Genomic DNA, 22,637 nt, shown 5'->3' on the forward strand with positions numbered 1-22,637 from the left:
CACCCCCACCTCGGTCCTCCCCCCTCAATAGGGGGAGGAAGAATTAGGAAGATGACTATTTTATGCTCGCAATGACAATTATGTGTGGATTCCGTATCATTGCTTCCGTCGACGCTCCCTTGGAGCTATGACGTGACAAGCCGCTTAGCCCGGAATGACGGAAGGATTTTCTCTCAAGCGCCCATGTTCCCCCGGGCCCTTTTTCCGACACGCCGATAATATGTTTCCCGCACATACGCTCATACGCACGCTCCACGCACCTACGAGATCTCTCCTCTGCGTTAAGGCTTTAATTGTTTATGTTCAGGTGCTTGTGGAGCGGATCCTGTGAATGATCTCGGTGGTGGAAGTGCCGGGGTGAAAGGCCAGGCTGAGAACTTTACCCCCATCCGCCTGGACAACATCCCCTCCAACGATATCTTCCACCGCCCAGTCTCCACCTTTGACCAGTATGTGTGGCCTGACCCTGCGGATCAACTCCAGGGGAGTATCTTCGGCGAAAGGCACGACAGCATGGACACAGCGCAGCGCCAGCAGGACTTCGCTTCGCTCTTCGAGGTTCAGGATCGGCCGTCCCGGACCCTTAAGCCTCCTGACCGATTCGTCGGTGTTTACGCCAAGCACCAGCAGGTCCCCCTGATCCCGGGCCTGCTGAAGGTAGCGGACGTGACCCGGATGAATGAGGTCGAAACAGCCGTTGGTAAAGACGATGGAGTACCCGGATTCACGCCAGGCGCCGGAAGCTTTCCCGATGGTGTCCATCGTGTATAGGCCAGCGCCCGGTTTCAATCCAGAGCCCTCACGGCCGCCAGTAGAAGAGGCAGAAGCAGTTCGTGGTGACCGGTGAGGCTGATGCCTCGTCCTGTACTGCCCGTGGGCCTTCCCACCACGTTGACCCTGGGACGGTAGTGCTGGATGAAGTCCATATTAACGGTGGTCAGTCCTTCCAGAGAATACCCCAGGTTGAGGGACAGGGAGCAGGCCTTCAGAAAAATCTCGGGGATGATAACAGCAGACCCCAGGTTGATGAAGACACCGTTCTTGAGGGCAGCGACCTGCCTGCTGAACAAACGGAAATCATCCAATGTGGCTTTGCCCGTGGCAGCGCCGTCACAGGTGGGGTGCATATGGATGATATCAGTCCCCAGGGCGACATGAACGGTTGCCGGAATTTTGTTTCGGTAGGCAGAGGCAAAGATGCTTGCGCCGGCGTGAGGAAAACCCTGGTCCTCGATGAGCCTTCCCACAGGGAATCCAATGCCTTGACCCGAGGCGGCTCCATCGTTGATGGCGCTATTGAGCTGGGCAGATGTTTCCAGGGCCATGCCAAAGGTTCCCTCAGAGAGCACTGCGTCCACATCTTCGGAGGTCTTCCCGGTGAGGGCCAGTTCGTAATCGTGGATGATAGTCGCGCCGTTGGTGGCGATACCGGTAAATATCCGGTCTGCCAGGGCCTGGGCGATGATGCCTCCGAGACCAACCTTGATGGGGTGTGCGCCCATGCCCAGAAGCACACCTTTGCCCTCACCGCGAGCGCGGTGGATAGCCTGTGCGGCCAGCTTCAGATCCCGAGCTGCGCTGATATCCGGCAGGGATTTAAGCCACCCGGTAAAGCTCTCATCTGAAGGGACACCTCTGGCTATCTGCCTGATCGAGACCTTGCCCGGGCGATCATGGACGGAATAGGTCTTGATCCCGGAAAGATCAAGCGCCTTTAACGGTGTATGGGGGTAGCGGATTTCAGGTGCCATGAGAGAACAGCTGGATCTCCATGATCTCACAGATTACATGCAGGGCCAGGTGGTGTACCTCCTGTATGCGCGGGGTTGACTGGTCCGGAACAGCCATACATATATCACAAAGGGAGGAGATCTTGCCGGATTCGCTGCCGGTCATGCCGATAGTGGCCATGGAGAGGAGGTTGGCCTGTTCCAGAGCCTTGAGCACGTTGGGGGATGTTCCGCTGGTGGAGATGGCCAGGAGTACATCACCATCACGCCCCAGTGCCTCCACCTGCCGGCTGAAGATCTGCTCATATGAGTAATCGTTGGCGATGGAAGTCAGAACCGAGGTGTCGGTGGTAAGCGCCAGGCCAGGAAGGGCTTTTCGTTCCATGAGGAACCTGTTTACCAGTTCAGCGGCAAAGTGCTGGGCATCGCCGGCGCTGCCTCCATTTCCAATAACCAGCACCTTGCCTCCCGCCCGTATCGCCTTGACCATGGTGTCGGCGATGAGGGCTATTGTCCCTGCCTGCTCTTTGCAGAATCGCTCTGTAAGAGAGGACAGTTCCTGCCCCCGCTGGATGATGATCTCCTGGTATTTTTTCATAAGGGTTACCCCTGGTAAAAAGTGAAACGTGAATAGTTAATGGAGGTTGACTGCCTGGTGAATATTGCTCAGTTTTCCACGCTTCACTCGTTGTTAAGCTGAAACGCTATCCCCTCCAGGTCGATAGCGAAATCCACATTTTTCAGGATGATCCCGGGGGGAACCTTGATGGTGGCTGGGGTGAAGTTGAGGATGCCCCTTACACCCGCGTCGATGAGCTTGAGAGCGACCTTCACCGCGTTGTCAGGGGAAACGGCTATGATCCCGATCCGTATAGCCATTTCCGGGCAGATCCGGGCCATTTCGTCCTGAGGGTAAAGAGGGATGTCCTGAAAGCTCCCCATCTCCACGAGAATGGGGTCTCGTTCGAAGATAGCGGAGATCTTGAATCCTCTTTTTGCAAGAGAGTCTGTGCTCAACAGGGCGAACCCAAGGTTGCCAGCTCCCACAAGGGCGCAGTTCCAGGAGTGGTCGATCCCAAGGGCCTTCTTTATGTCCACCTGGAGGTTCTCCACATAATAGCCCACTCCCCTTACCCCGAACTCCCCGAAATAGGCGAAGTCCTTGCGAATCTGTGCAGGATTTGTACCGCACTTTCTAGCAATATCGGAGGAAGAGACAATCTTTTTTCCCGACTGTAGAAAGCCTGCCAGGCATCGGTCGTACAGCGACAAGCGCCTGATCGTGGCGTCCGGGATCTTGACGCGGCTCACCTTTTTAAAAGCCATGTTCTCACCTCTATCTGGTATCTTTCGTAATATTTGACAGATCCCGGACAGCTTTTTCCAGGATCTGTACGGCATAATCCGGGTTGTGTATGGGGGCGCTGTTTCGGATGAACAGGATGTTGTGTCGGGCATTCTCCATGGTACGGCGGGTATCCGTATCACCATAGGATTCGACGCTCAGCTTGTTCTCAGTGGTTTTCAAAGCGTTCTCTGCCCGCATAAGAGCCGTTGAGATTTCCTTTTTCCACTGTCCGATGTTTTCAGTATAGCTCTTCGGGTGGCAGGACTGACAGGCTGCCTCAACGGCTATCATGTTAAGGCCGGTAAACGCCGCTCCCATGCCGCCGGAGGGGTCCGGTACGATATGGCAACCGTTGCAGCCTACATTGGCCTTGTACATGGGAGAGGGTAAGGGGGCAACTCCCTTGGCACCTGTTCCCCTGAACATGTCCAGCATCCCCTTATGTTTGTCCTCGTGGCAGGAACCACAGTAGAGGGGCTGAACCGAGGATTCATCCGGGATGGAATGTTGAATGGGGTCATGGCAGAGTGTGCATTCCACCTTGTGGTCGGTAACGTGAACCCTGTGAATAAGTTCGACAGGTTCGTCGAGGGCCTCTTCCATGGGCCGGTCATGGCACCCCCTGCAAGATTCAGGTTTCAACTGCCCATTACCCCTGGTTACGGTCTGGTGGCAGCTGATGCAGGGAACACCTCTCTCCCTCAAAGGAGTGTGATCGAAGCTGTCTGGCTGTATGGCAATATAATCGTTCTCCCCCGTAGTGTGACAGAGGAAGCATTCCGAATTTGCCGCTTCCTTTACGCCATCTTTAAAGTGGCAGATAAAGCACGCATCCTCAACGACAGTGACATGTTCCCCCATTGCGACACGGGAGTGGCATGTTGTACACCTGAGGATCTTGCCCCTTTTTAGCTGTTGGAGGTGAGGTGTGTGATCGAAGCGTATATTATTGGCAAAGGTCACCTTGCCGTCTAAAAGCCTCCTGGAATGGCACTCTCCCTCCAGGCAGCTGGCGTCGTTTACTTCCGCCCTCCTGTGTTCACCGTATGTTCGGGTAAGATAGCTGGCCACCTGTGTGAGAGCCTTGAACTGCGGTACGAACTGCTGCTCGTCCGACGGTTCGAGGTGGCAGTCAACACACGGCACGGTATTGTGGGCTGAGGTTTTCCAGTCCTCATAATAAGGTCTCATAATGTGGCAGCTGCTTCCGCAGAACAAAGCCGATTCGGTTATCTCCTTGACACCCCAGGCTCCCAGCACGATGGCAATAAACACGAGGAGCAGGACCTCGTAGAACCGCAGTCTCCTTACCAGTGCGAAAAATTTACCGATAGCCTTCATTTCCGGTGATGCTCCTGTTCTCTCTGCCTGGCCTCCGGACTGCCAAAAAGTTGTCTCCTGTGCTGATCCCTTTCGGCGAGTTTAATCTTAAACCCAAGCAGGGCGAGGATTATGACAGCCAGAAGGGCTATAAACAGCAGGATGATCTTTCGTAGCCCCTTTTCCAGATTATAGTCTCTGGCCAGATCCCAGGAAGCCATCATCTTCACTTTGGCCATTCCTGTCAACTCTTCCCAGTCGGTGTCCACCGAGTGGATGGCGGACTCTACACGAAGCAGCCAGCCATGAGCCTCCTGGTTCAGTTTGTCCATTTCACCGGTCTCTACCCCTGCGAGCCTGAATTCTTCTGACATGTTCCGGAGGGAGCCAAGGAAGCTCATGGCCACCCCCAGGTTCTCGTCGATCTTACGCCCCAATTCCCACGCGCTGCTGGCCACCTGATGGCACTCCTGACAGTTGTCGGTGATCCGGCCGATGATCTCAGCTATGCCTGTTGCTTCAACCCCGTGATAGCCGTGACAACGGGTGCAGGACGGTTCGCCGGTAAGTTGCAGAGACTCACCATGGGGGCCGGCCTGGAAGTATTCGTACTCCCTGGTGTGGCAATTTCCACAGATCATTTGAGTGCCTGTTATCGTGAGAGCGGTGGCACGATGGGCGCCGTGGCAGTCAGGGCATGCCGGGGCACGGGTGTTTGTTCCGTTTACCCGGGCCCGTCCATGGACATCTTCCAGGTATCTCCACGGTCCTGCCTCATCATCAGAGCTCCCCTTACCGTGACACTGGAGGCAAAGGCTTACAACACGGGTGGGAAACACAGGGGAAGATGGGTCTGTGATCCGATAAATACCATGGCTTTGATGGCAGGTGACGCAGGTGGGTGTGTTCTCTTTTTTGGAGGTGCCGTGAGACCCGGACAGGTATTGAGCAGTCTGGTCCGTGGAGATGGTGGGGTCCGGGATGCGGCCGGTATCAGAATGACATCCTCCACAAAGGTCCACAGATTCTCTTTTATTCGGGACACCCACAAAACCGTTTGAAGGGGCCATGGCCGATTCCAGGCCTTTTGGATCTCCTCCATGGCAATCGTGGCAACCGAGTCCGGCCTCCCTGTGGACATCCCGTTTCCAGAGGCTGACAGGCTCAGCTTTTTTCTGATCGAGGGCACTGTGACAGGATTCACACGAAGTTGTGACCATGCCCATAACGCCTGAAGCGAACAGGAGGAGTGCAGACAAAGAGACTATTGATAACCTCGCAAAAAGTCTTTTCAAGCCATTTTGCGAGGCGGGCTTAATATAGTCGCTCTCCCCCTTATTTTTCCTCTCCCCGCCGTGGGAGATGGTCAGGGTGAGGGGGGAAGCTTTACCCCCACCTCTAATCCTCCCCCCTCGAGGGGGAGGAAGAATGGGGAAAATGACTTTATTATGCCTCATACCGGCACTCCGGTTGAAAACAGGAGGGACCAGGCCAGAAAGATCATCCAGAGAAGGAACGGTATGGCCACCAGTATCCGGCGCTTAATTGAACGCTGTCCTGAACGGTCCAGAAGGGGAAGAAGGACGAAGAGTGCCGCAAAAATGGTGATGAGGACCACGGTCATGCCTGGGCCAGACGCGATGTTATCCAACAGGACGGCCGGTTTCAATATCCACAGGGTCCTGGTCCCTGGATCGGTTGCTGCCAGCGGGTCGGCGATCTGGTCCAGGGGCAGTGGGAACAGGGCTGAAAGGACGGCGATGACAGCCACCGTGGCCATGATCGCCATAAGGATCCTGAGAACAAAGTTGGGATAGAAGGGATATTCCTTCTGCTCGCCACGCCTGGCGTGTTTCCTCCGGCCCTTGAATGATCTGGTGGTCACAGCGGCTCCGATATGCCCAGTTTTCCGGCTATGGCGAAATGGACGATCATAAGCAGGGTCGTAAAAGTGGGGAGAAGGAAAACGTGGAATACATAAAAACGGGTGATAGTAGAGCCGGTGACGTTCTCGCCTCCCCGCAGAAAAAACATGATCTGGTGCCCGATGACAGGAAAGTTGCCCACAAGGTCAGTCCACCACACTGCCGACCAGTAGGCGGAGCGGGTCCAGGGGAGGAGATCTCCGGTAAGGATGAACCCGGCAGTGAGAAAGAAAAGGATACAGCCGATGATCCAGTTCAGGTCTCGCGGCCTTTGATAGGCGCCCTTTACAAAGATCCTCAGGACATGGACGGAAAGGGCAAGCATCATCCCGATGCCGGCCCAGTGATGGGTTGTTCTGAAGAACCAGCCGAAGGGCGCCCGACCCGACAGGTAGAGTATCGTTCTGTGGGCTTCGGGATCAGCCGGTATATAGAAAAACATGAGGAGAAGGCCGGTGGCGGCCTGGATCAGAAAGAGGAGGAAAGCTACTCCCCCGAAACAGGACCACCAGCTGATGTGAGGGATCGGCTTTACAAAGGATGCCTCAAGAGCCTCCTTTACCGAGACCCTGCCCTCATGGTGTCTGGAAATGAACCCCTGGATCCCTACCCGCTCCAAAAGGTATGTCAGGAGGTCTCCATTAGCCCGCCGGTCCTTGCTGCTCATGAGCGATCCCGTGCCCCGTAAATACGGTTGCCGATGACCTTGATTTTGAGGGTTTCCAGGGGTGAGGTGGCGAGTCCGTGGATGAGGTTGCCGCAATGCCCGAAGGTGCAGCCGTGACCCTCACATAGAAATAACTGGTTATACGGATCCCATTTGATACTGGATCCCCGGTAAGTGCAGTACCCTGAGACCACGGTGAGGTTGCCCCGGCTTGTGGCCAGAAGCCAGGGGCGCCTCTCCAGCTCAAAAGCGAAAGCAGTGTCGGGAGCTACATCATCAAGGGAGGCAATGAAGTGATAGGAACCTGGTGATGTCCGAGGAAGTCGGACGGGCTGCAGGAAGCGGCCCGTCCAGAACAGGAGCAGGCCTGCCAGAAGCAGGATAAGGATGCCGAGGAGATAATCTGTGCCCCGGTATACGTGACTGGCAGAAGAAGGCAAGTCTGTTCACCCCCGGCGGAGCTTGTGAACAACAAGATACATTTGAAATTTTTAGCACACCCTGAAGCTTTATGTCAAAAAATGAGCGGACTTGAGCGGATCAACCAGGTGTGAGGAAGGACCCCGCGGCGATGCTTGCTGCCGCCGCGGGGTACAAGGTGTCAGTGCAGTTCCTTTAAGGCAGAGTAGATGATGAAAAGGATCATGATGAGTCCCATGCCGTAGGCGATGAACCCAATGATCTGGGCCCAGAGCAGACTGGCCTGGGAAGGGGGTGTGGTTTCGAGCCTTCCAAGTGTACCCTCTTCGCGCATCCTCTGGTACTCAAGAGGCCTCTCATGCTGAAACTCCTCTTCCGAGATCCTCCCTGTAAAGATAACGTGATCGAGGGGGAACTTCTCCGGTCTCAGGTGTGTATTAAAAAAGTGGATCGTGAAGATGAAGCCGGCTGCCAGAAGCGCCTCGTCCGAGTGAAGGATGATGGCTACGTTGAAGGTCCAGCCCGGAACGAGCTGGGCGAAAAACTCCGGGAACCAGAGCATCAGGCCGGAGAAGCCGATGATACCAACGCCCCAGAAGACAGCCAGATAGTCGAACTTTTCCCAGTAGGTGAATCGGTCGAATTTGGGCCGTTCCCCCATTCCCAGGAACCAGAGTACGTGGCCGATGACATCCTCAAGGTCCTTGATCCACGGCACCATGGAGTTCGGACCCAGGAACCACTTCAGCAGGGGTTCGTCCCTGATCTTCACCACATAGTAGGCGGCGAAGAGAAGGTGCAGAAAGAAATACAGCCATGTGATTGCGCCGAACACCCTGTGCATATAACCGGCGTTCCCGATCCCGCCCATGAAGGCAGCGAGCGTCTGGGCCCAGCCTGTATGGGAATATTTCAGAGGCATCCCGGTAAAGACCAGACCCAGGAAGCTGATGATGACAAGAGCGTGGAGGAAGCGGTGGTAGTAGTTGAACCGCAGGTACCAGCGTTCCTCCTGGCCAATGTTTTCCGTGTGAGAATAGTCTGTCATGTGTTTATCCTCCCGGATCAATGGGCCCCACCGGACCTGTTACGTGATTTCTCAATAGAGGCGCGAATGAGCCACAGAAGGGTGTGGATCCCGAAGAAGGCAAAGGTCCCCGTCAAAAGTATGACCATCGCCAGGTAAACAAAGTAGAGCATCGGATAATTCTGGGGATCGTGGTAGTCAGCATGGGGCATGTAAAGAGTGAAGTTCCTGTTGGCCCCCGTATGACACTTTCCGCAGGTAGCTACGAGGTTGTCGGGGTGGGCCATGGAGGCCGGATCATCCGTGGGCAGGATGTCGTGGGCTCCATGACAGTCGGGACACTGGGCGGCCCGGGTATATCCCATACCCGTGACCTGGCCGTGGTAGTTCTTGCTGAAGGTATACCCCATCTCCTCGTGGCAGGATGAACATCGATTCACAACGGTCAGGAGGAAGGTGTCATCCATGGCGCGTTCCGTGTCATGAGGGGAATGACATGAAGTGCACACCGGTGCATCTTCCGGGCTGTCAGCGAAGATCTCGCCATGAACGCTTTCCTTGTATTTGTCCACTACGCCCTGGTGGCATGCGGCGCAGGTGTCGTTGATATTGGCTCGGGCCACCAGGGAGGCCGGATCGCTGGCTCCGCGGATATCGTGGCTCCCGTGGCAGTCGTTGCAGACGGCCGAAAAGATCATTCCACTCCTGATGAGCACTATGCCGTGCATGCCACTTTCGTACTGGACGCAGACGTCAAGCGTCTCCTGGTCCGAGTGGCAGGTACAGCAGGTGCCAGGAACGTTAAGGTCATAAACCGATGACCTGGAATCAGACTGCGGCAGGATGTCATGCTTGCCGTGGCAGTCGGAACAGTCAGCGGGGTGTTCGGCTGCTTCCATTATATCAGCAGCGTCTTCATGGCAGTTGGAGCACTGAACCGGTTTGAGCTCTTCCTCGTGCTCGTCCTCAGCAGCGGCAAGGTCCTCGTGGCAGTCCGTACAATCCAGATCTCCATGGAGGGACTCACCGTAGATCCCCTCATCGATGTACAGGGAGATCTCGTTGCCCCTCACGGCCTTTGTGAGCGTATCGTCCGAGTGACAGTCAAAACAGTCGGAAGTGCTCATGGCCAGGGCTGAGGAAGCGGCAGCGAGGAGAACGATGGTGATTAAAATAATTTTCCGCATCGATATCCCCCACTTGACTGCCCCCGACAGGCCTTTCGGCCATCGGAGGGCCAGGCATGAAAAAGTTTTCTCTTTCACAAGCGAGCACAGTAAAAAGGGAGGGAATAGGGGTCCCCTCCCTGGTGATCCTAAAACTTGCCCAGAAGCATGAAGGAGATGACCAGAGCGTAGATGACCAGGGACTCGATGAGCGCCAGGCCGATGATCAGGGTGGTCATGATCTTGCCCGAGGCTCCCGGGTTCCGGGCGATCCCTTCCATAGCGCCTCTGACGGCGATGCCCTGTCCGATTCCTCCGCCGAGAGCGGCGATGCCGATAGCAAGACCCGTGGCAAGGGCGATGCCCATGCCCATAAGACCTGCGGACCCACCTTCCTCAGTAGCTGCGAAGACGACAGGTGCCGCGACCACGAGGATGAGGGCGGTGAGAAGTGCAACGGTGAATACTTGTTTCATTGAGGATTGCCTCCTTTCCCAAGCGTTTTTTATATGATTGGAAAGTAGATCAGTGCGCCTCTTCAAGGGCGAACGTGATGTACAGAATAGACAACAGTGTAAAGACGAAAGTCTGAACCAGAGCGATGAAGACCCCCATGCCCATGAAAATGACTGGAATTCCCAGGGGGACGAGCACAATGAAAATAGCCAGAACCTTGTGGTCCCCCATCATGTTGCCGAAAAGACGAATGGACAGGCTCAGGATGCGGGCGAGGTGGCTGATGATCTCGATGGGAAGCATGAGAGGGGACAGCCACAACACCGGACCGAGAAACTGCTTAAAGTATGAGGCTCCGTGGGTCCTGACCCCGACGACATGGGTTGCCACGAAAATAACCAGGGCGCAGGCGAGGGTAGTATTGAGGTTGGAGGTGGAGGAATCAAAGCCCGGGATAGAACCCATGAGGTTGTTAAAAAGGATAAAAAAGGCGGTGCCTCCAATGAGGGGCAGAAACCGTTTGGCGTTGCTGCCCATGAGGCTCTCCATGAACTGGAGAAGCCCGGTCACAGCCAGCTCCATGAGGTTACTCACGGAAAAAATCTTTGCCTTGGGCGCGATCCCCTGATCGCGGTAAGAACGGTTTACGAGGATCGCAATCAGGATGAGAATCGCTGAGGCAAGACCGGCATGGATTATGGGGGAAGGATCGAGACCTTCCACCTGTTCCAAAGCACTGTGCAGCGGTGTGTGATCCAGAAAAATGAAGGTACCAGCGGCCATTAAGACTCCCTTAAGGTATTTTTCGCCTCCCCTTTATTAACGGGAAACAGAAAAATGTCAAATATTAATGATACGGGCAGTAACCCGAGCCCGATGAGCAGTGCAATGGGGCTCACCATACGCCAATAAAGCAATCCGAGGATAACAGCGGCCGTGATGCCGAACTTGCCGAACCAGATCAGGAGCGCCACTATGCTCTCGATCCCGTCGCCCTCGACCATCAGCGTTACCGTACGTTGTGTTCCCAGAAGGTTAAGGAACACGATGAACCCGCCTGCAGCGAGGCCGACGGCGAGGTGGTTCCTGCCCAGAAGCAGGGCGACGGCGGAAGGAATCAGAGTGAGGACGACGATCCAGATCCTTAACCGGGCGACCCTTGTAAGATCACTCCGGGGGATCATTGCTATCCTCTTCAAAGATCCCCTTCCGGATGGCGCGCATGACCCCCTTGGCGGCCGCGGCAAAACCGAATCCCAGGAAAAGCAGGGTGAGCCAGGGGGTGGTATTGAAGTGACCGTCGAGCCAGGTACCGCAAAGGAGGCCGATGACCACGGCCGCTCCCATCTCCAGGCCCAGGCTGCTCAGTTTTAAAAGATCGTAGAGGGCTCTTGGTTTCGACATATTTTCGCCAGAGGGAATTTGTTCCTGTCAACTGACAGGACACAGGTGCTCAGGACGCGGCGACGCGGTGACGCGGAGAGAAAACCAACCCAATGTCATCCATCCATCGAGTATTTAGTATCTAACGGCTTCTTCATGTTTTCCCCCGACATACCGGCACTCCGATACGACCATACCAGGTGTTCTTTCCCACAAGCTCCCATGCTGTTCCGTCCTCCCCGCGTCACCCGGTCTCCGCGTCTCCGTGTCAAATGTTCCTTCTTGTTTATATGAGCTGCAACAGAGCCCGTTCATGGGCCACGATAGTGTTTGCGATATCCTCCTCGCTGTGGGCGAGGGAAATAAAAGCGGCTTCGAACTGAGAGGGCGCCAGATAGATACCTTCGTACAGCATAGCCTTGAAGTAGCTGCTGAACATGGAGGTGTCGGAAGCCTTGGCCCCGGAAAAGTTGTTCACCGGCCCCGGGGTGAAGAAGGTTGTGAACATGCTTCCCACCCGGTTGAAGGCCAGGTCCATCTCGAACTTTTCGCTGGCATCAGTTAAACCCTCAGCCAGGGAGGCTGCTTTCTTTTCAAGGGACTCATATGTTCCCGGACGGTTGAGGATCCGGAGCGTCGCGATGCCGGCGGCCATAGCCAGGGGGTTGCCCGAGAGAGTTCCGGCCTGATAGATCGGTCCTTCAGGGGCCACCTGGGACATATACTCGTCTTTGCCGCCATAAGCCCCCACCGGCAGGCCGCCGCCGATGATCTTGCCCAGGGTGGTCAGGTCTGGAGTGATGCCGTAAAGCTCCTGTGCGCCTCCCAGGGCGACCCTGAACCCGCTCATGACTTCGTCGAAGATCAAAAGGGATCCCTGATCGGTGCACAATTTTCGCAGTCCCTCAAGGAAACCTTCCGCCGGGATGATGACCCCCATGTTCCCCGGCACCGGTTCCACGATGATCGCGGCGATCTCCCCCTTGTTGCTCTCGAACAGCTTTTCCACCGATCCAAGGTCGTTGTACTCGGCGATGAGTGTATTCCGGGCGTAATCTTCCGGGACCCCGGGACTGTCCGGGATACCCAGTGTGAGGGCACCCGATCCTGCTTTCACCAAAAGCCCATCCGCGTGACCGTGATAACAGCCGTTGAATTTGATGATCCTGTCGCGACCGGTGGCGCCCCGGGCTACCCTGATGGCGCTCATGGTGGCTTCGGTGCCTGAATTGACCATGCGCACCTTCTCTATAGAGGGAACAGCCTCGATCACCATTTGTGCAAGTACGGTTTCTCTCTCAGTGGGGGCTCCAAAGCTGGTACCGCTGCGGGCGGTGTCCATGATGGCTTTGAGGACCTCCTCGTGGGCATGACCGGTTATCATGGGTCCCCAGGAACCGACATAATCTATATATCTCTTATCGTCGACATCAACGATTTTCGAACCGTAAGCTTTTTTAATAAACACAGGTTCAGTGCCCACTGATTTAAATGCTCGAACGGGGCTGTTCACACCACCCGGTATGACTGACTGGGCGCTGGCGAAAAGATCTTGTGACTTAGTCATGACTGGGGACTCCTTTTATGAAAATTACCTTTAAAATTAAAGACTTTCCATCTAACATAGAGGTTTTTTGCTGTCAAGGGAAAAGGGTCTATGCAGTGGACCGGTGGTGCGGTCTACCTGTCCGGCGCTGTGGGGGAGATGACATGGAAGAGACTGACGGATCCGGATTAGAAAAAAGAAAAGGTTAGTAAAATGGTGAAATCTTTGTGAAATCTATAGACAAGAGAGGCAAGTTGTTGTATACCGCTTTCAATTCATGGTCGGACCTTTGAGACCTGCACTATCAGTAATACGAATATAAAAAGTCGGTCCATAATACGAAGACAAGCAGTCAGTAATGCGGTCGGCGCAGCAAAACCGAACCGGCAAATATCCCAGAGGGAGGGCGCACGGTGGGAGAGAACGTCATTTTAGGGTTTTTGCCCATTTTGATCTACGTTGCCGTTGTCGTCGTACTCGGCGTTGGAATGCTCATCGGTTCGGAAATTCTGGGCCGCCTGGCAGGCCGACGCTACCCCACTTCCGAGAAAGAGTCCACCTACGAATGCGGCATGATCCCCTTCAAGGATGCCCGCCAGCGGTTCGATGTGCGCTTCTATCTGGTGGCCATGCTTTTCATCCTGTTCGACATCGAGGTAGTGTTTCTTTATCCCTGGGCGGTACTTTTTGGCAAGTTCAATCCGATCCTCTTCGGCTTCGTTGAGATGATCATCTTCATAATGATCCTGCTACTCGGCTATGCCTATATCTGGAGAAAGGGTGCACTGGACTGGCGATGAGCAAGAATCCTACAAAAATTTATAAGGGCCCCGGCCCAAAGGAAGCCAATATTCTCCTGACCTCCTCCAGTGTGGTTATGAACTGGGCCCAGAGGTCCTCCCTCTGGCCGCTGACTTTCGGCCTCGCGTGCTGTGCCATCGAAATGATCTCTGCCGCAGCCGCGCGGTACGACATGGCGCGCTTCGGTTGGGAAGTTTTCAGAGCCTCACCCCGGCAGGCGGACCTCATGATCGTTGCCGGTACGGTGACCAATAAAATGGCGCCGGTGGTAAAGAAGCTCTACGATCAGATGGCCGAACCAAAATGGGTTATCGCTATGGGGAGCTGTGCTACCTGTGGAGGAGTATTTCAGACCTACAGTGTGGTTCCGGGCGTCCATAACATCATCCCGGTGGATGTGTACATTCCCGGGTGCCCTCCCAGGCCCGAGGCTTTGATCCACGGAATCATGACCCTTCAGATGCAGATCGACGGTCAGGTCAACTTCGCTGCCAAGCCCAGAAGGATAGCGCCTGGATATATCGGACCTACCAAGAAGGAGGAAGCGGTTTGACAGTCGACTGGAACCGACAAAACTTCTCTGGGAGCGATCCGGAAAGCCACCCTGCTGTAACAGCCTTACGCAGGGAACTTCCTTCCGCAGTCCTGGAGGTGGGAACCTCCTGCGGCGAGGTCTGGGCAGTGGTAGCGCCCTCAGACTCCATTGCGGTCCTGACCTTGCTCAGGGACGATCCGGCCCTTCTTTTTAATTTTCTCTCCGATCTCACCGCTGTGCACTGGCCGAAGAGGGAAGGGGCCGAGTTCGACATCGTCCTTCAACTCTATTCGATCTCCCTCCGCCACAGGTTCAGGATCAAGGTGCGGCTGGCCGAAGGTGAGAGCACTCCCACAGCGAGCGGCGTCTGGAAGACGGCGGACTGGCTGGAGCGGGAGGTATACGATATGTTCGGGATCCGGTTCGAAGACCACCCGGATCCAAGGCGAATACTCAATCCTGATGGCTTCGAGGGGCACCCGCTCCGCAAGGAGTTTCCTCTCCAGGGCCGGGTACGATGGTAAGGGAGGTATAGGTGGCCAGGCAAGAGATCATGACCATCAACATGGGGCCCCACCACCCCTCCACCCACGGGGTCCTTCGGGTCATCCTTGAGTTGGATGGAGAGGTTGTCGTCAATGCCATCCCCGACATAGGGTACCTCCACAGGGGGGTCGAGAAGCTATCAGAGAGCAAGAAGTACCTGCAGGTACTTCCCCTCACCGACAGGCTTGATTACATCGCCGCCGGGAGCAATAACCTGGCGTATATTCTGGCGGTGGAAAAGCTTCTCGGGATAGATGTGCCGAGGAGAGCGCAGTACGTCCGTGTGGCCATCGCAGAACTTTCCAGGATCATGAGCCACCTGTTGTGGCTGGGTACACACGCCGCCGATATCGGCGCCGTAACCATGCTCATGTATACACTGCGGGAGCGGGAAGATGTCCTGGACCTCATCGAGGAAACCGCCGGGACCAGGTTGATGCCTACCTATTTCCGTCCTGGAGGGGTGGCAAGAGACATCCTGCCTGATTTCAGCGCCAAGATAACAGCTTTCGTGAACAAGATGGACATCAAGATCCAGGAGTACGAGAGACTTCTCACCAAAAACAGGATCTGGATGGGCCGTACCAAAGGTGTTGGTGTCATCAACCGCGAGGATGCCATCAGCCTGGGTCTCTCCGGACCGAGTGCCCGTGCCTCCGGTGTGGATTGGGATATCCGGAGGGACGAGCCCTACGAGATCTATGACGAACTGGAGTTTGATATTCCGGTCCTCCCCGAGGGTGATGTCTACGCCAGGTACCTGATCCGCCTTGAGGAGATGAGACAGTCTTTACGGATTCTCAGACAGATCGTTGAAAAGCTTCCGGAAGGCCCCTTTATCGAAAGCTCCGCCCGATATGTCTACCCTGAAAAAGCGCGTGTAAAGAAGTCCATGGAAGCCATGATCCACCATTTCAAACTGGTGATCGATGGGCTTGCACCACCTGTTGGCGAAGCGTACTCCACTATAGAGTCACCCAAGGGGGAGATAGGGTTCTACATTGTCAGCGACGGCAGCCCTAAACCCTACCGGCTCCGAATTCGACCGCCCTGCTTTGTGAACCTTCAGTCTCTCCTGACCATGTGCAAGGGCAACATGCTGGCTGATGTTGTGGCTGTCATCGGAAGTCTGGATATCGTGCTGGGTGAGATCGACAGGTGAGTCGGACAGGTCAGGGAAGTAACCAGGGAAATAATTAAGTAGGAACCAGCTTTATTATGAACGGTATATGGAGGTCGCAGTGAGCGAGGCAGCTGCAGCAAAAAAACCGGATGAACCCATTGATCTTAAGCCGGTTTACGAGATCCTGGACAGGCTTGCTGGTCAGAAGGGGATGCTCATTCCTATTCTTCAGCAGGTCCAGGATGCCTACGGCTACGTGCCTGAGGAGGCCGCCAACGCTGTGGCCGACGGTACCGGTAGTTATCGTAGTCAGGTTTACGGGGTCCTCACCTTCTACACCCAGTTTCACCTCAGCCCAAGAGGCAGGCACATAATCCGGGCCTGCGCCGGGACCGCGTGTCACGTCAAAGGCGGCGCGCAGGTGATCCACAGGATGGAAAATGAGCTGGGGGTCAAACATGGCGGGACCACGGCAGACCTGATTTTCTCCTTCGAGGAGGTAGCGTGTATCGGCGCCTGCGGATTGGCTCCGGTCATAATGATTGATCATGACGCCTTCGGAAACCTTGATCCCAATACGGCGGAAACGGTTCTCAAGAAGTTCCGCAAGAAGGCTCTTGCGGAAATCGAGGCCGAGGGCAGCGAGGGTGAGAAAAATGACGGCGGCGAAGATGCCTCCGGGGAGTGAGACGTTCCATGGCTAGCGACACCGGCGGACAGCGGATCTACATCGGGATGGGAACCTGCGGGCTGGCGACAGGGGCTGAAGGAGTCCTCACGGCTGTGCACGAAGGGTTCGACAAGCTCAAGATAGAGGTCCCCATCATCAAGACAGGGTGCATCGGCATGTGCTCCCAGGAAGTCCTCCTGGATGTGGACACTCCAGGCCGCGGAAGGGTGACCTACCGCAAGGTGGAGCCCAAAATGGTTGAGGAGATCCTCCAGAACCATGTTGTGGGCGGACATCCGATATCCGAGATGGCCTTCGGCCAGATCATCGGGGAGGGTGATTCAGCCTATGACGGGATCCCCAGCTACCAGGACCTCCCTGTCTACAAAAAACAGAAGAGGATCGTTCTCAGGCGCTGCGGGTTCATCGATCCCGATCTCATTGAGGATTACATCGAGACGGACGGTTATCAGGGCCTCGAAAAGGCAATAAAGACCATGTCGCCCGAGCAGGTGCGTGAGACGGTCAAGGCATCGGGTCTTCGCGGTCGTGGCGGCGGCGGGTTCCCGGCAGGTCTGAAATGGGAGTTCTGCGCCAACGCCCACGGTGACCAGAAATACCTTGTATGCAACGCCGACGAAGGAGACCCGGGGGCCTTTATGGACCGCAGTGTCCTCGAGGGTGATCCCCATGCGGTTCTGGAGGGGATGATCATCGCCGGTTACGCCATCGGGGCGAGTTACGGTTACATCTACTGCCGCGCCGAATATCCCCTTGCGATCAAGAGACTCCTGACAGCCATTGCTCTGGCTGAAGAGAAGGGTTATCTGGGAGACAATATTTTAGGCAGCGGTTTCTCCTTCGGGCTGCGGGTCAAGGAGGGGGCAGGCGCTTTCGTCTGCGGAGAGGAAACAGCTCTCATGGCCTCCATCGAAGGGAGGCGGGGTATGCCCCGCTCCCGCCCGCCTTTTCCCGCCGTCAAAGGGCTCTGGGGCAAGCCCAGCAACATCAACAACGTGGAAACATACGCCTGCGTGCCGCCCATAATCCTTAAAGGGGCTGAGAGCTACGCCGCGGTGGGCACCGAAGGCACCAAGGGCACCAAGGTGTTTGCCCTTACCGGCAAGATCATCAACACGGGACTCATAGAAGTCGTCGCGGGCACCACCCTGAGAGAGATCATTCACGAGATCGGAGGGGGTATCGAGGAAGGCCGTGCCTTCAAGGCCGCCCAGCTGGGAGGACCCTCCGGGGGCTGTCTCCCTGCAAAGCTGGCGGAAACCGCCATCGATTACGATTCCCTCATCCAGGCTGGAGCCATGATGGGCTCTGGCGGCGTCGTGGTCATGGACGAGACCGACTGCATGGTGGACGTGGCCCGCTATTTCCTCAAGTTCACCGCCGCCGAGTCGTGCGGAAAATGCGTTCCGTGCCGCCTGGGCACCAAGGTCATGCTGGGCATTCTGGAGAGGATCACGGAAGGCAAGGGGACCGAAGAGGATATAGCAAACCTCAAGGATCTCGGTGAGAACATCAAGAGCACATCCTTGTGCGGCCTCGGTCAGACCGCTCCCAACCCGGTCCTGTCCACCCTCAGATATTTTGAGGAGGAGTATCACGCCCATATCAAGGATGGGAAGTGCCCTGCCAAGGTCTGTACGGCACTTATCACCTATAAAATAACGGACAACTGTACCGGATGTACGGTGTGTGCCAAGAAGTGTCCAGTGGAAGCCATTTCAGGGGAGCGAAAAGAACTCCATACCATCGACCAGGAGCGGTGTACCAAGTGCAACATGTGTTATGAGGTGTGCCGCTTCGATGCCGTGGCGAAGGAATAGCGGGATATGACCGTCAGCCTGACAATAGATGGAAAACATGTTGAGGTCCCCAGCGGGACCACGATGCTCCATGCTGCCCAGAAACTGGACATCGATATTCCCACTTTCTGCGATCACAAGCATTTGGTTCCCTTCGGGGCCTGCAGGCTCTGTGTGGTGGAGGTAGAGGGGTCCGGCAAGCTGTTCGCTTCCTGCGTTACCCCGGTTTCCCAGGGGATGGTGCTGAACACAGCTACTCCCAAGGTAAAGCAGGCGAGGGAGGCCGTTATCGAGCTGCTCCTCACCTACCACCCCCTCGACTGCCCTGTGTGCCCCCAGTCCGGGCGCTGCCATCTTCAGGATATGGCTTTCGAGCACGGGAAGGATGCGAGCAGGTTTGGTCCCATAGAGGTGGAAAAGAAGATCGACTATCTTTCCCCTCTCATCGAGAGCAATCAGAAACGCTGTATCCAGTGCGGCAAGTGTGTCAGGATCTGCGACGAGGTGCAGGGCGAGGGGCAACTGGACTTCGTTCAGAGAGGGTTTGGAACGGTTGTCGAACCCAGCTTCGGCAGGGCGCTGGACTGCGAATTCTGCGGCCAGTGTGTCCAGGTCTGCCCGGTGGGCAGTCTTTACAGCCGGATTTTCAAGCACACCTCCCCTGTCTGGGAACTGACTCCCGTTCGCACCACCTGCCCATTCTGCGGTGTAGGCTGCACACTCAACCTCGAGGTCAAGAAGGACCGGATCTACCATGTTCTCGGGGTTGACGACGAGGGGACCAATAACGACGGCTTCCTGTGCGCCAAGGGCCGCTTTGGCTACGAATACGTGGGCCACCCTGATCGTCTCAAGACTCCTCTTGTTCGCAAGGGAGATTCTCTCGTTGAGGCCACCTGGGACGAGGCCTATCAGACTATAGTTGACCGCTTCAAGGCCATCATCACGGGCGGCCCATCTACAGTGGGGGGTATCGCTTCCGCCAGATGCACCAACGAGGAAAACTACCTTTTCCAGAGGTTTATCAGAACCGTTCTGGGTTCCGACAATGTGGATTCCGTGGCACGGTTCGGCCATGCCCCGGCTATGGAAGCGCTGAAAAAGGCTTTCGGGGTCGCCGCGCCCACAGATTCTCTGGCCGATCTGGACGACTCTGATCTGATCTTCGCCCTCGATGCCAATGTAACTGAAGATGCCCACATTGTGGGACTCAAGGTCCTGAAGCGGGCGCGGCAGGGAGGTGCCACTCTGGTGGTGGCCAACCCCCGGAAGATCAAGCTTGCCAACTTCGCAAACACCTATTTGAACATGAAGCCGGGAACGGCAGTGGCTCTGGCCAACGGGCTGATCCACGTGATCCTGGCCGAAGGGCTGGAGGACAAGGATTTCATTGCCTCCAGGGTATCAGGCCTCGAGAACATCAAGGAAACCACTGACGAATTCACGCCTGAAAAGGTTGAAGCACTCACAGGTATAAGCGCGAACAGTATCCGGGAAACGGCCAGAACGATCGCCGCGGCTTCCGCAATGACCATTATCCTCTCCCCCGCCTCCGGTTCCTATACAGGTGAGGACACCGTGGCAGCTGCCGCCAACCTCGCCCTGATCACAGGCAACGTGGGCAAGGCCGGGGCGGGTATCCTTCCCCTGTCCGAGTACAACAACGTGCAGGGCGTGATGGACATGGGAGCCCTGCCTGACAGTCTTCCTGGATACCAGCCACTTCCTGATGGATCCCAGCCTGGACTTGATGCAATGGCAATGATGGAAGCCGCTGCTGCTGGTGACCTCAAAGGGCTCTATATCATGGGGGAGAACCCCCTGACGGCTTTCCCCGACAGGGGACTGGTACAAAAGGCCCTGGAGAACCTGGATTTTCTGGTGGTTCAGGATATCTTCCTTACCGACACAGCCCAAATGGCTGATGTGGTGCTCCCGGCAACAGCCGGCCCTGAAAAGGACGGTACCTTCACCAACACCGACCGCCGGGTTCAGCGGGTCAGAAAAGCCATTGCGCCTCCAGGGAAAACCCGGGCGGACTGGAAAATTCTGTGTGAACTTTTCGAGGCTTTCGGACAGCCGCAGCCTTATGCCGGAGCGATGGAGGTCACCAGGGCCATCGCCAGTGAGATTCCCTCCTATAGGGGCATAACGCCCGAGCGGTTGGAGGCTGCCGGGCTGCACTGGCCTTGTCCAGGTGAAGATCATCCGGGTACCAGCTACCTCCACGGTGACGGTTTCCCCGGCGGTAAGGGGCAGCTCAGAGCAGTCAAACAGCAGGATGTGGGTGAACCTTCCACCGACTATCCACTCGCCCTGCTTTCGGGAATGATCCTCTTCCACTCCGGCACCACCACCAAGTGGGCCAAAGGCCTGAATGAACTGGCTCCCGAGGCAAAGGCAGAGATCAGCCCACTCGATGCAAAGGATCTCGGAATCGCCGATGGCGACCGGGTCCTCGTCAGCAGTGAAAAGGGGCAGATTGAAGCGGTGGCAAAGATTACACCGCGGAGTCAGAAGGGCGTGGTCTTTATTCCTGCCCACTACAGCAACATGTCTGTCAACTCCCTGATGACCAGTGACCCTGTAAGAGAGAAGACGATGACATACATTTCCATTTCACGTGTGGGATCATAAAAGGGCATCTTTATGGAGAACATCTGGCTTTACCTCCTGATATTGCTGCTGAAGATCATCGGTATATTCGCTGTCGCTCTGGGCGGCGTTGTGGTGATGAACTGGGTGGAGCGCAAGGTTTGCGGACACATCCAGCATCGGCACGGACCGCTTTACGTCGGTCCCATTGGCATTTTTCAGCCCATCGCTGACAGTATCAAACTGTTTCTCAAGGAGGACATTACACCCAGGAATGTAGACAAGCCTGTCTTTTACCTGGCCCCTCTCCTTTGTCTTACACCGGCCCTCCTCACCTTCGCTGTCATCCCTGTGGGGCCACACATCCTGATCGGCAACGTCAATGTGGGCCTGATATATATCCTTGCCATCTCATCCCTGGGAGTCTTCGGTATTATCATGGGCGGCTACGCATCGAACAATAAGTACGCCCTGTTAGGCGGACTTCGTTCCTGCGCCCAGATGATCAGCTACGAAATATCCCTCGGATTGTCCATCATTGGAGTCCTCATGTATTCGGGTTCTCTTTCCATGGTGAAGATCGTCGAGGCTCAACAGGGCCTGATATTCGGTTTTCTCCCCAACTGGTTCATCATCCCCCAGTTCCTCGGGTTTGCTATCTTTCTGGTTGCCATTTTTGCCGAAACCAACCGCCTGCCCTTCGACCTGCCTGAGGCGGAAAGCGAATTGGTAGCTGGCTATTTCGTCGAATATGGAAGCATGAGATGGGCCATTTTCATGCTTTCTGAATATGTCGCCATGATCTCCGGCTCCTGTGTAATGGTCACTTTGTTTCTCGGCGGATGGCTGCCTGTACCGATCATAGGACCGTTCATCGAAGGGCTGCTGCCGGCAGCCGTTGTCCTTTACGCTATGCCGGTGGTTTGGTTCATCTCCAAGGTGGCGTTTTTCATGTTCTTCTTTGTATGGGTAAGGTGGACCTTCCCGAGGCTGCGATACGATCAGCTCATGTCCCTGGGATGGAAGATCCTCCTGCCCCTGGCTCTTTTCAATATATTCATCTCGGGCATCATGAGGATGGCCCAGATAGGCTGATAAGCGGGAGATTGCTGTGGGATTGATGACTAATATCTTTCAGACAGATCTGATCAAAGGGCTCACCCTTACGTTACGGTATTTCTTTTCCAAGCCGGTGACCATGAGATACCCGGAGGTTTATTATGACCTTCCGGACAGGTTCCGAGGGGGCCAGGTCCTGAAACGGGACGAAAACGGCAAGGAACGCTGTGTAGGATGCGGGTTGTGCCCTGAAGTTTGCCCATCGGGAGCGATCACCCTGGAAACCTCCGAGGGCGAGGATCACGAAAAGGTTGTGGACAGTTATGTGATCGATCTGGGTCTTTGCATCTTCTGCGGTTTCTGCCAGGAGGTGTGCCCTGTGGACGCGGTGTTCATGGGCAAGGATTTCGAGCTGACCCTCACCGACCTTGCCAAGCTGCGAGTTACCAGAGAACAGATGCTCACCAAAGGGGAAGACCCCAAATACGATAGCCTTTAGG

The 22,637-nt window shown here is 55.7% G+C and carries 25 protein-coding genes; 9 read left to right on the forward strand and 16 right to left on the reverse strand.

Annotated features, from left to right (window positions below; all coding sequences use genetic code 11):
• Window positions 1-303 precede the first annotated feature (303 nt).
• The 16 genes from rfaE2 to hemL form a co-directional block, all read right to left on the reverse strand.
• A complete protein-coding gene (rfaE2, locus tag P1S59_11030) occupies window positions 304-789 on the reverse strand; it encodes a D-glycero-beta-D-manno-heptose 1-phosphate adenylyltransferase (protein ID MDF1526785.1) in 486 nt (161 codons plus the stop codon).
• The gene (locus P1S59_11035) at window positions 786-1,751 is read right to left on the reverse strand and encodes a hypothetical protein (GenBank protein ID MDF1526786.1); all 966 of its coding nucleotides are present in this window, start codon (window positions 1,749-1,751) and stop codon (window positions 786-788) included. The genes rfaE2 and P1S59_11035 overlap by 4 nt, the downstream gene beginning before the upstream one ends.
• The gene (locus P1S59_11040) at window positions 1,741-2,328 is read right to left on the reverse strand and encodes a D-sedoheptulose 7-phosphate isomerase (GenBank protein MDF1526787.1); all 588 of its coding nucleotides are present in this window, start codon (window positions 2,326-2,328) and stop codon (window positions 1,741-1,743) included. The genes P1S59_11035 and P1S59_11040 overlap by 11 nt, the downstream gene beginning before the upstream one ends.
• Before the next feature lie 83 nt (window positions 2,329-2,411).
• Window positions 2,412-3,056, reverse strand: a complete 645-nt coding sequence (locus P1S59_11045; protein MDF1526788.1) for a redox-sensing transcriptional repressor Rex — start codon at window positions 3,054-3,056, stop codon at window positions 2,412-2,414.
• Between the two features lie 10 nt (window positions 3,057-3,066).
• Window positions 3,067-4,419, reverse strand: coding sequence for a cytochrome c3 family protein (locus P1S59_11050; GenBank protein MDF1526789.1), 1,353 nt, complete (start codon window positions 4,417-4,419; stop codon window positions 3,067-3,069).
• Entirely contained in the window at window positions 4,416-5,618 is a 1,203-nt protein-coding gene (locus tag P1S59_11055) for a cytochrome c3 family protein (GenBank protein ID MDF1526790.1), read from the reverse strand. The genes P1S59_11050 and P1S59_11055 overlap by 4 nt, the downstream gene beginning before the upstream one ends.
• 233 nt (window positions 5,619-5,851) lie before the next feature.
• A complete protein-coding gene (locus P1S59_11060; protein ID MDF1526791.1) occupies window positions 5,852-6,283 on the reverse strand; it encodes a hypothetical protein in 432 nt (143 codons plus the stop codon).
• Window positions 6,280-6,990: a cytochrome b N-terminal domain-containing protein gene (locus P1S59_11065; protein ID MDF1526792.1), complete on the reverse strand. Its 711-nt coding sequence runs from the start codon at window positions 6,988-6,990 to the stop codon at window positions 6,280-6,282. The genes P1S59_11060 and P1S59_11065 overlap by 4 nt, the downstream gene beginning before the upstream one ends.
• Entirely contained in the window at window positions 6,987-7,430 is a 444-nt protein-coding gene (locus P1S59_11070) for a Rieske 2Fe-2S domain-containing protein (GenBank protein MDF1526793.1), read from the reverse strand. The genes P1S59_11065 and P1S59_11070 overlap by 4 nt, the downstream gene beginning before the upstream one ends.
• A gap of 161 nt (window positions 7,431-7,591) precedes the next feature.
• Entirely contained in the window at window positions 7,592-8,458 is an 867-nt protein-coding gene (locus tag P1S59_11075) for a hypothetical protein (protein MDF1526794.1), read from the reverse strand.
• A gap of 17 nt (window positions 8,459-8,475) precedes the next feature.
• Window positions 8,476-9,624, reverse strand: coding sequence for a hypothetical protein (locus tag P1S59_11080; protein MDF1526795.1), 1,149 nt, complete (start codon window positions 9,622-9,624; stop codon window positions 8,476-8,478).
• Window positions 9,625-9,752: 128 nt separating this feature from the next.
• On the reverse strand, window positions 9,753-10,079 hold the full coding sequence (gene atpE / locus P1S59_11085) for an ATP synthase F0 subunit C (GenBank protein ID MDF1526796.1): 327 nt from the start codon (window positions 10,077-10,079) through the stop codon (window positions 9,753-9,755).
• 49 nt (window positions 10,080-10,128) lie between these two features.
• Window positions 10,129-10,842 carry a F0F1 ATP synthase subunit A gene (gene atpB, locus P1S59_11090; protein ID MDF1526797.1) on the reverse strand — a complete coding sequence of 238 codons (714 nt, stop codon included), beginning with the start codon at window positions 10,840-10,842 and terminating at the stop codon, window positions 10,129-10,131.
• Window positions 10,842-11,258 carry an ATP synthase subunit I gene (locus P1S59_11095; GenBank protein MDF1526798.1) on the reverse strand — a complete coding sequence of 139 codons (417 nt, stop codon included), beginning with the start codon at window positions 11,256-11,258 and terminating at the stop codon, window positions 10,842-10,844. The genes atpB and P1S59_11095 overlap by 1 nt, the downstream gene beginning before the upstream one ends.
• The gene (locus tag P1S59_11100; protein MDF1526799.1) at window positions 11,227-11,463 is read right to left on the reverse strand and encodes an AtpZ/AtpI family protein; all 237 of its coding nucleotides are present in this window, start codon (window positions 11,461-11,463) and stop codon (window positions 11,227-11,229) included. The genes P1S59_11095 and P1S59_11100 overlap by 32 nt, the downstream gene beginning before the upstream one ends.
• A 265-nt stretch (window positions 11,464-11,728) precedes the next feature.
• A complete protein-coding gene (gene hemL / locus P1S59_11105) occupies window positions 11,729-13,009 on the reverse strand; it encodes a glutamate-1-semialdehyde 2,1-aminomutase (GenBank protein ID MDF1526800.1) in 1,281 nt (426 codons plus the stop codon).
• 407 nt (window positions 13,010-13,416) lie between these two features.
• On the opposite strand from hemL, the gene P1S59_11110 reads away from it, so the two are divergent.
• From P1S59_11110 to nuoI, 9 genes are all read left to right on the forward strand, one after another.
• A complete protein-coding gene (locus P1S59_11110; protein ID MDF1526801.1) occupies window positions 13,417-13,788 on the forward strand; it encodes an NADH-quinone oxidoreductase subunit A in 372 nt (123 codons plus the stop codon).
• Entirely contained in the window at window positions 13,785-14,342 is a 558-nt protein-coding gene (locus tag P1S59_11115; protein ID MDF1526802.1) for an NADH-quinone oxidoreductase subunit B, read from the forward strand. Before P1S59_11110 ends, P1S59_11115 begins: the two co-directional genes overlap by 4 nt.
• Window positions 14,339-14,848: an NADH-quinone oxidoreductase subunit C gene (locus P1S59_11120; GenBank protein ID MDF1526803.1), complete on the forward strand. Its 510-nt coding sequence runs from the start codon at window positions 14,339-14,341 to the stop codon at window positions 14,846-14,848. Before P1S59_11115 ends, P1S59_11120 begins: the two co-directional genes overlap by 4 nt.
• 11 nt (window positions 14,849-14,859) lie before the next feature.
• Window positions 14,860-16,032 carry an NADH dehydrogenase (quinone) subunit D gene (gene nuoD / locus P1S59_11125; GenBank protein ID MDF1526804.1) on the forward strand — a complete coding sequence of 391 codons (1,173 nt, stop codon included), beginning with the start codon at window positions 14,860-14,862 and terminating at the stop codon, window positions 16,030-16,032.
• A gap of 79 nt (window positions 16,033-16,111) precedes the next feature.
• Window positions 16,112-16,681 (forward strand): NADH-quinone oxidoreductase subunit NuoE, encoded by a 570-nt coding sequence (gene nuoE / locus P1S59_11130; protein ID MDF1526805.1) that lies wholly within the window; start codon window positions 16,112-16,114, stop codon window positions 16,679-16,681.
• 8 nt (window positions 16,682-16,689) lie between these two features.
• Window positions 16,690-18,504, forward strand: coding sequence for an NADH-quinone oxidoreductase subunit NuoF (locus P1S59_11135; protein ID MDF1526806.1), 1,815 nt, complete (start codon window positions 16,690-16,692; stop codon window positions 18,502-18,504).
• A gap of 6 nt (window positions 18,505-18,510) precedes the next feature.
• Window positions 18,511-21,120, forward strand: a complete 2,610-nt coding sequence (locus P1S59_11140; protein MDF1526807.1) for a molybdopterin-dependent oxidoreductase — start codon at window positions 18,511-18,513, stop codon at window positions 21,118-21,120.
• A gap of 12 nt (window positions 21,121-21,132) precedes the next feature.
• Window positions 21,133-22,173, forward strand: coding sequence for an NADH-quinone oxidoreductase subunit NuoH (gene nuoH, locus P1S59_11145; protein ID MDF1526808.1), 1,041 nt, complete (start codon window positions 21,133-21,135; stop codon window positions 22,171-22,173).
• Window positions 22,174-22,198: 25 nt separating this feature from the next.
• Entirely contained in the window at window positions 22,199-22,636 is a 438-nt protein-coding gene (gene nuoI / locus P1S59_11150) for an NADH-quinone oxidoreductase subunit NuoI (protein ID MDF1526809.1), read from the forward strand.
• Window position 22,637: the final 1 nt, after the last annotated feature.

Source organism: bacterium, assembly GCA_029210965.1.
Classification (GTDB): Bacteria; BMS3Abin14; BMS3Abin14; order BMS3Abin14; family BMS3Abin14; genus JALHUC01.

Bases quoted from the DNA above. Each gene is read 5' to 3' on its own strand.
- P1S59_11100 (MDF1526799.1), bottom strand. From the start codon at position 11,463: ATGTCGAAACCAAGAGCCCTCTACGATCTTTTAAAACTGAGCAGCCTG.
- hemL (MDF1526800.1), bottom strand. From the start codon at position 13,009: ATGACTAAGTCACAAGATCTTTTCGCCAGCGCCCAGTCAGTCATACCG.
- P1S59_11045 (MDF1526788.1), bottom strand. From the start codon at position 3,056: ATGGCTTTTAAAAAGGTGAGCCGCGTCAAGATCCCGGACGCCACGATC.
- P1S59_11115 (MDF1526802.1), top strand. From the start codon at position 13,785: ATGAGCAAGAATCCTACAAAAATTTATAAGGGCCCCGGCCCAAAGGAA.
- P1S59_11080 (MDF1526795.1), bottom strand. From the start codon at position 9,624: ATGCGGAAAATTATTTTAATCACCATCGTTCTCCTCGCTGCCGCTTCC.
- P1S59_11075 (MDF1526794.1), bottom strand. From the start codon at position 8,458: ATGACAGACTATTCTCACACGGAAAACATTGGCCAGGAGGAACGCTGG.
- P1S59_11140 (MDF1526807.1), top strand. From the start codon at position 18,511: ATGACCGTCAGCCTGACAATAGATGGAAAACATGTTGAGGTCCCCAGC.
- nuoH (MDF1526808.1), top strand. From the start codon at position 21,133: ATGGAGAACATCTGGCTTTACCTCCTGATATTGCTGCTGAAGATCATC.
- P1S59_11065 (MDF1526792.1), bottom strand. From the start codon at position 6,990: ATGAGCAGCAAGGACCGGCGGGCTAATGGAGACCTCCTGACATACCTT.
- P1S59_11055 (MDF1526790.1), bottom strand. From the start codon at position 5,618: ATGGTCACAACTTCGTGTGAATCCTGTCACAGTGCCCTCGATCAGAAA.
- nuoI (MDF1526809.1), top strand. From the start codon at position 22,199: ATGACTAATATCTTTCAGACAGATCTGATCAAAGGGCTCACCCTTACG.
- P1S59_11035 (MDF1526786.1), bottom strand. From the start codon at position 1,751: ATGGCACCTGAAATCCGCTACCCCCATACACCGTTAAAGGCGCTTGAT.
- P1S59_11040 (MDF1526787.1), bottom strand. From the start codon at position 2,328: ATGAAAAAATACCAGGAGATCATCATCCAGCGGGGGCAGGAACTGTCC.
- atpB (MDF1526797.1), bottom strand. From the start codon at position 10,842: ATGGCCGCTGGTACCTTCATTTTTCTGGATCACACACCGCTGCACAGT.
- P1S59_11050 (MDF1526789.1), bottom strand. From the start codon at position 4,419: ATGAAGGCTATCGGTAAATTTTTCGCACTGGTAAGGAGACTGCGGTTC.
- atpE (MDF1526796.1), bottom strand. From the start codon at position 10,079: ATGAAACAAGTATTCACCGTTGCACTTCTCACCGCCCTCATCCTCGTG.
- P1S59_11135 (MDF1526806.1), top strand. From the start codon at position 16,690: ATGGCTAGCGACACCGGCGGACAGCGGATCTACATCGGGATGGGAACC.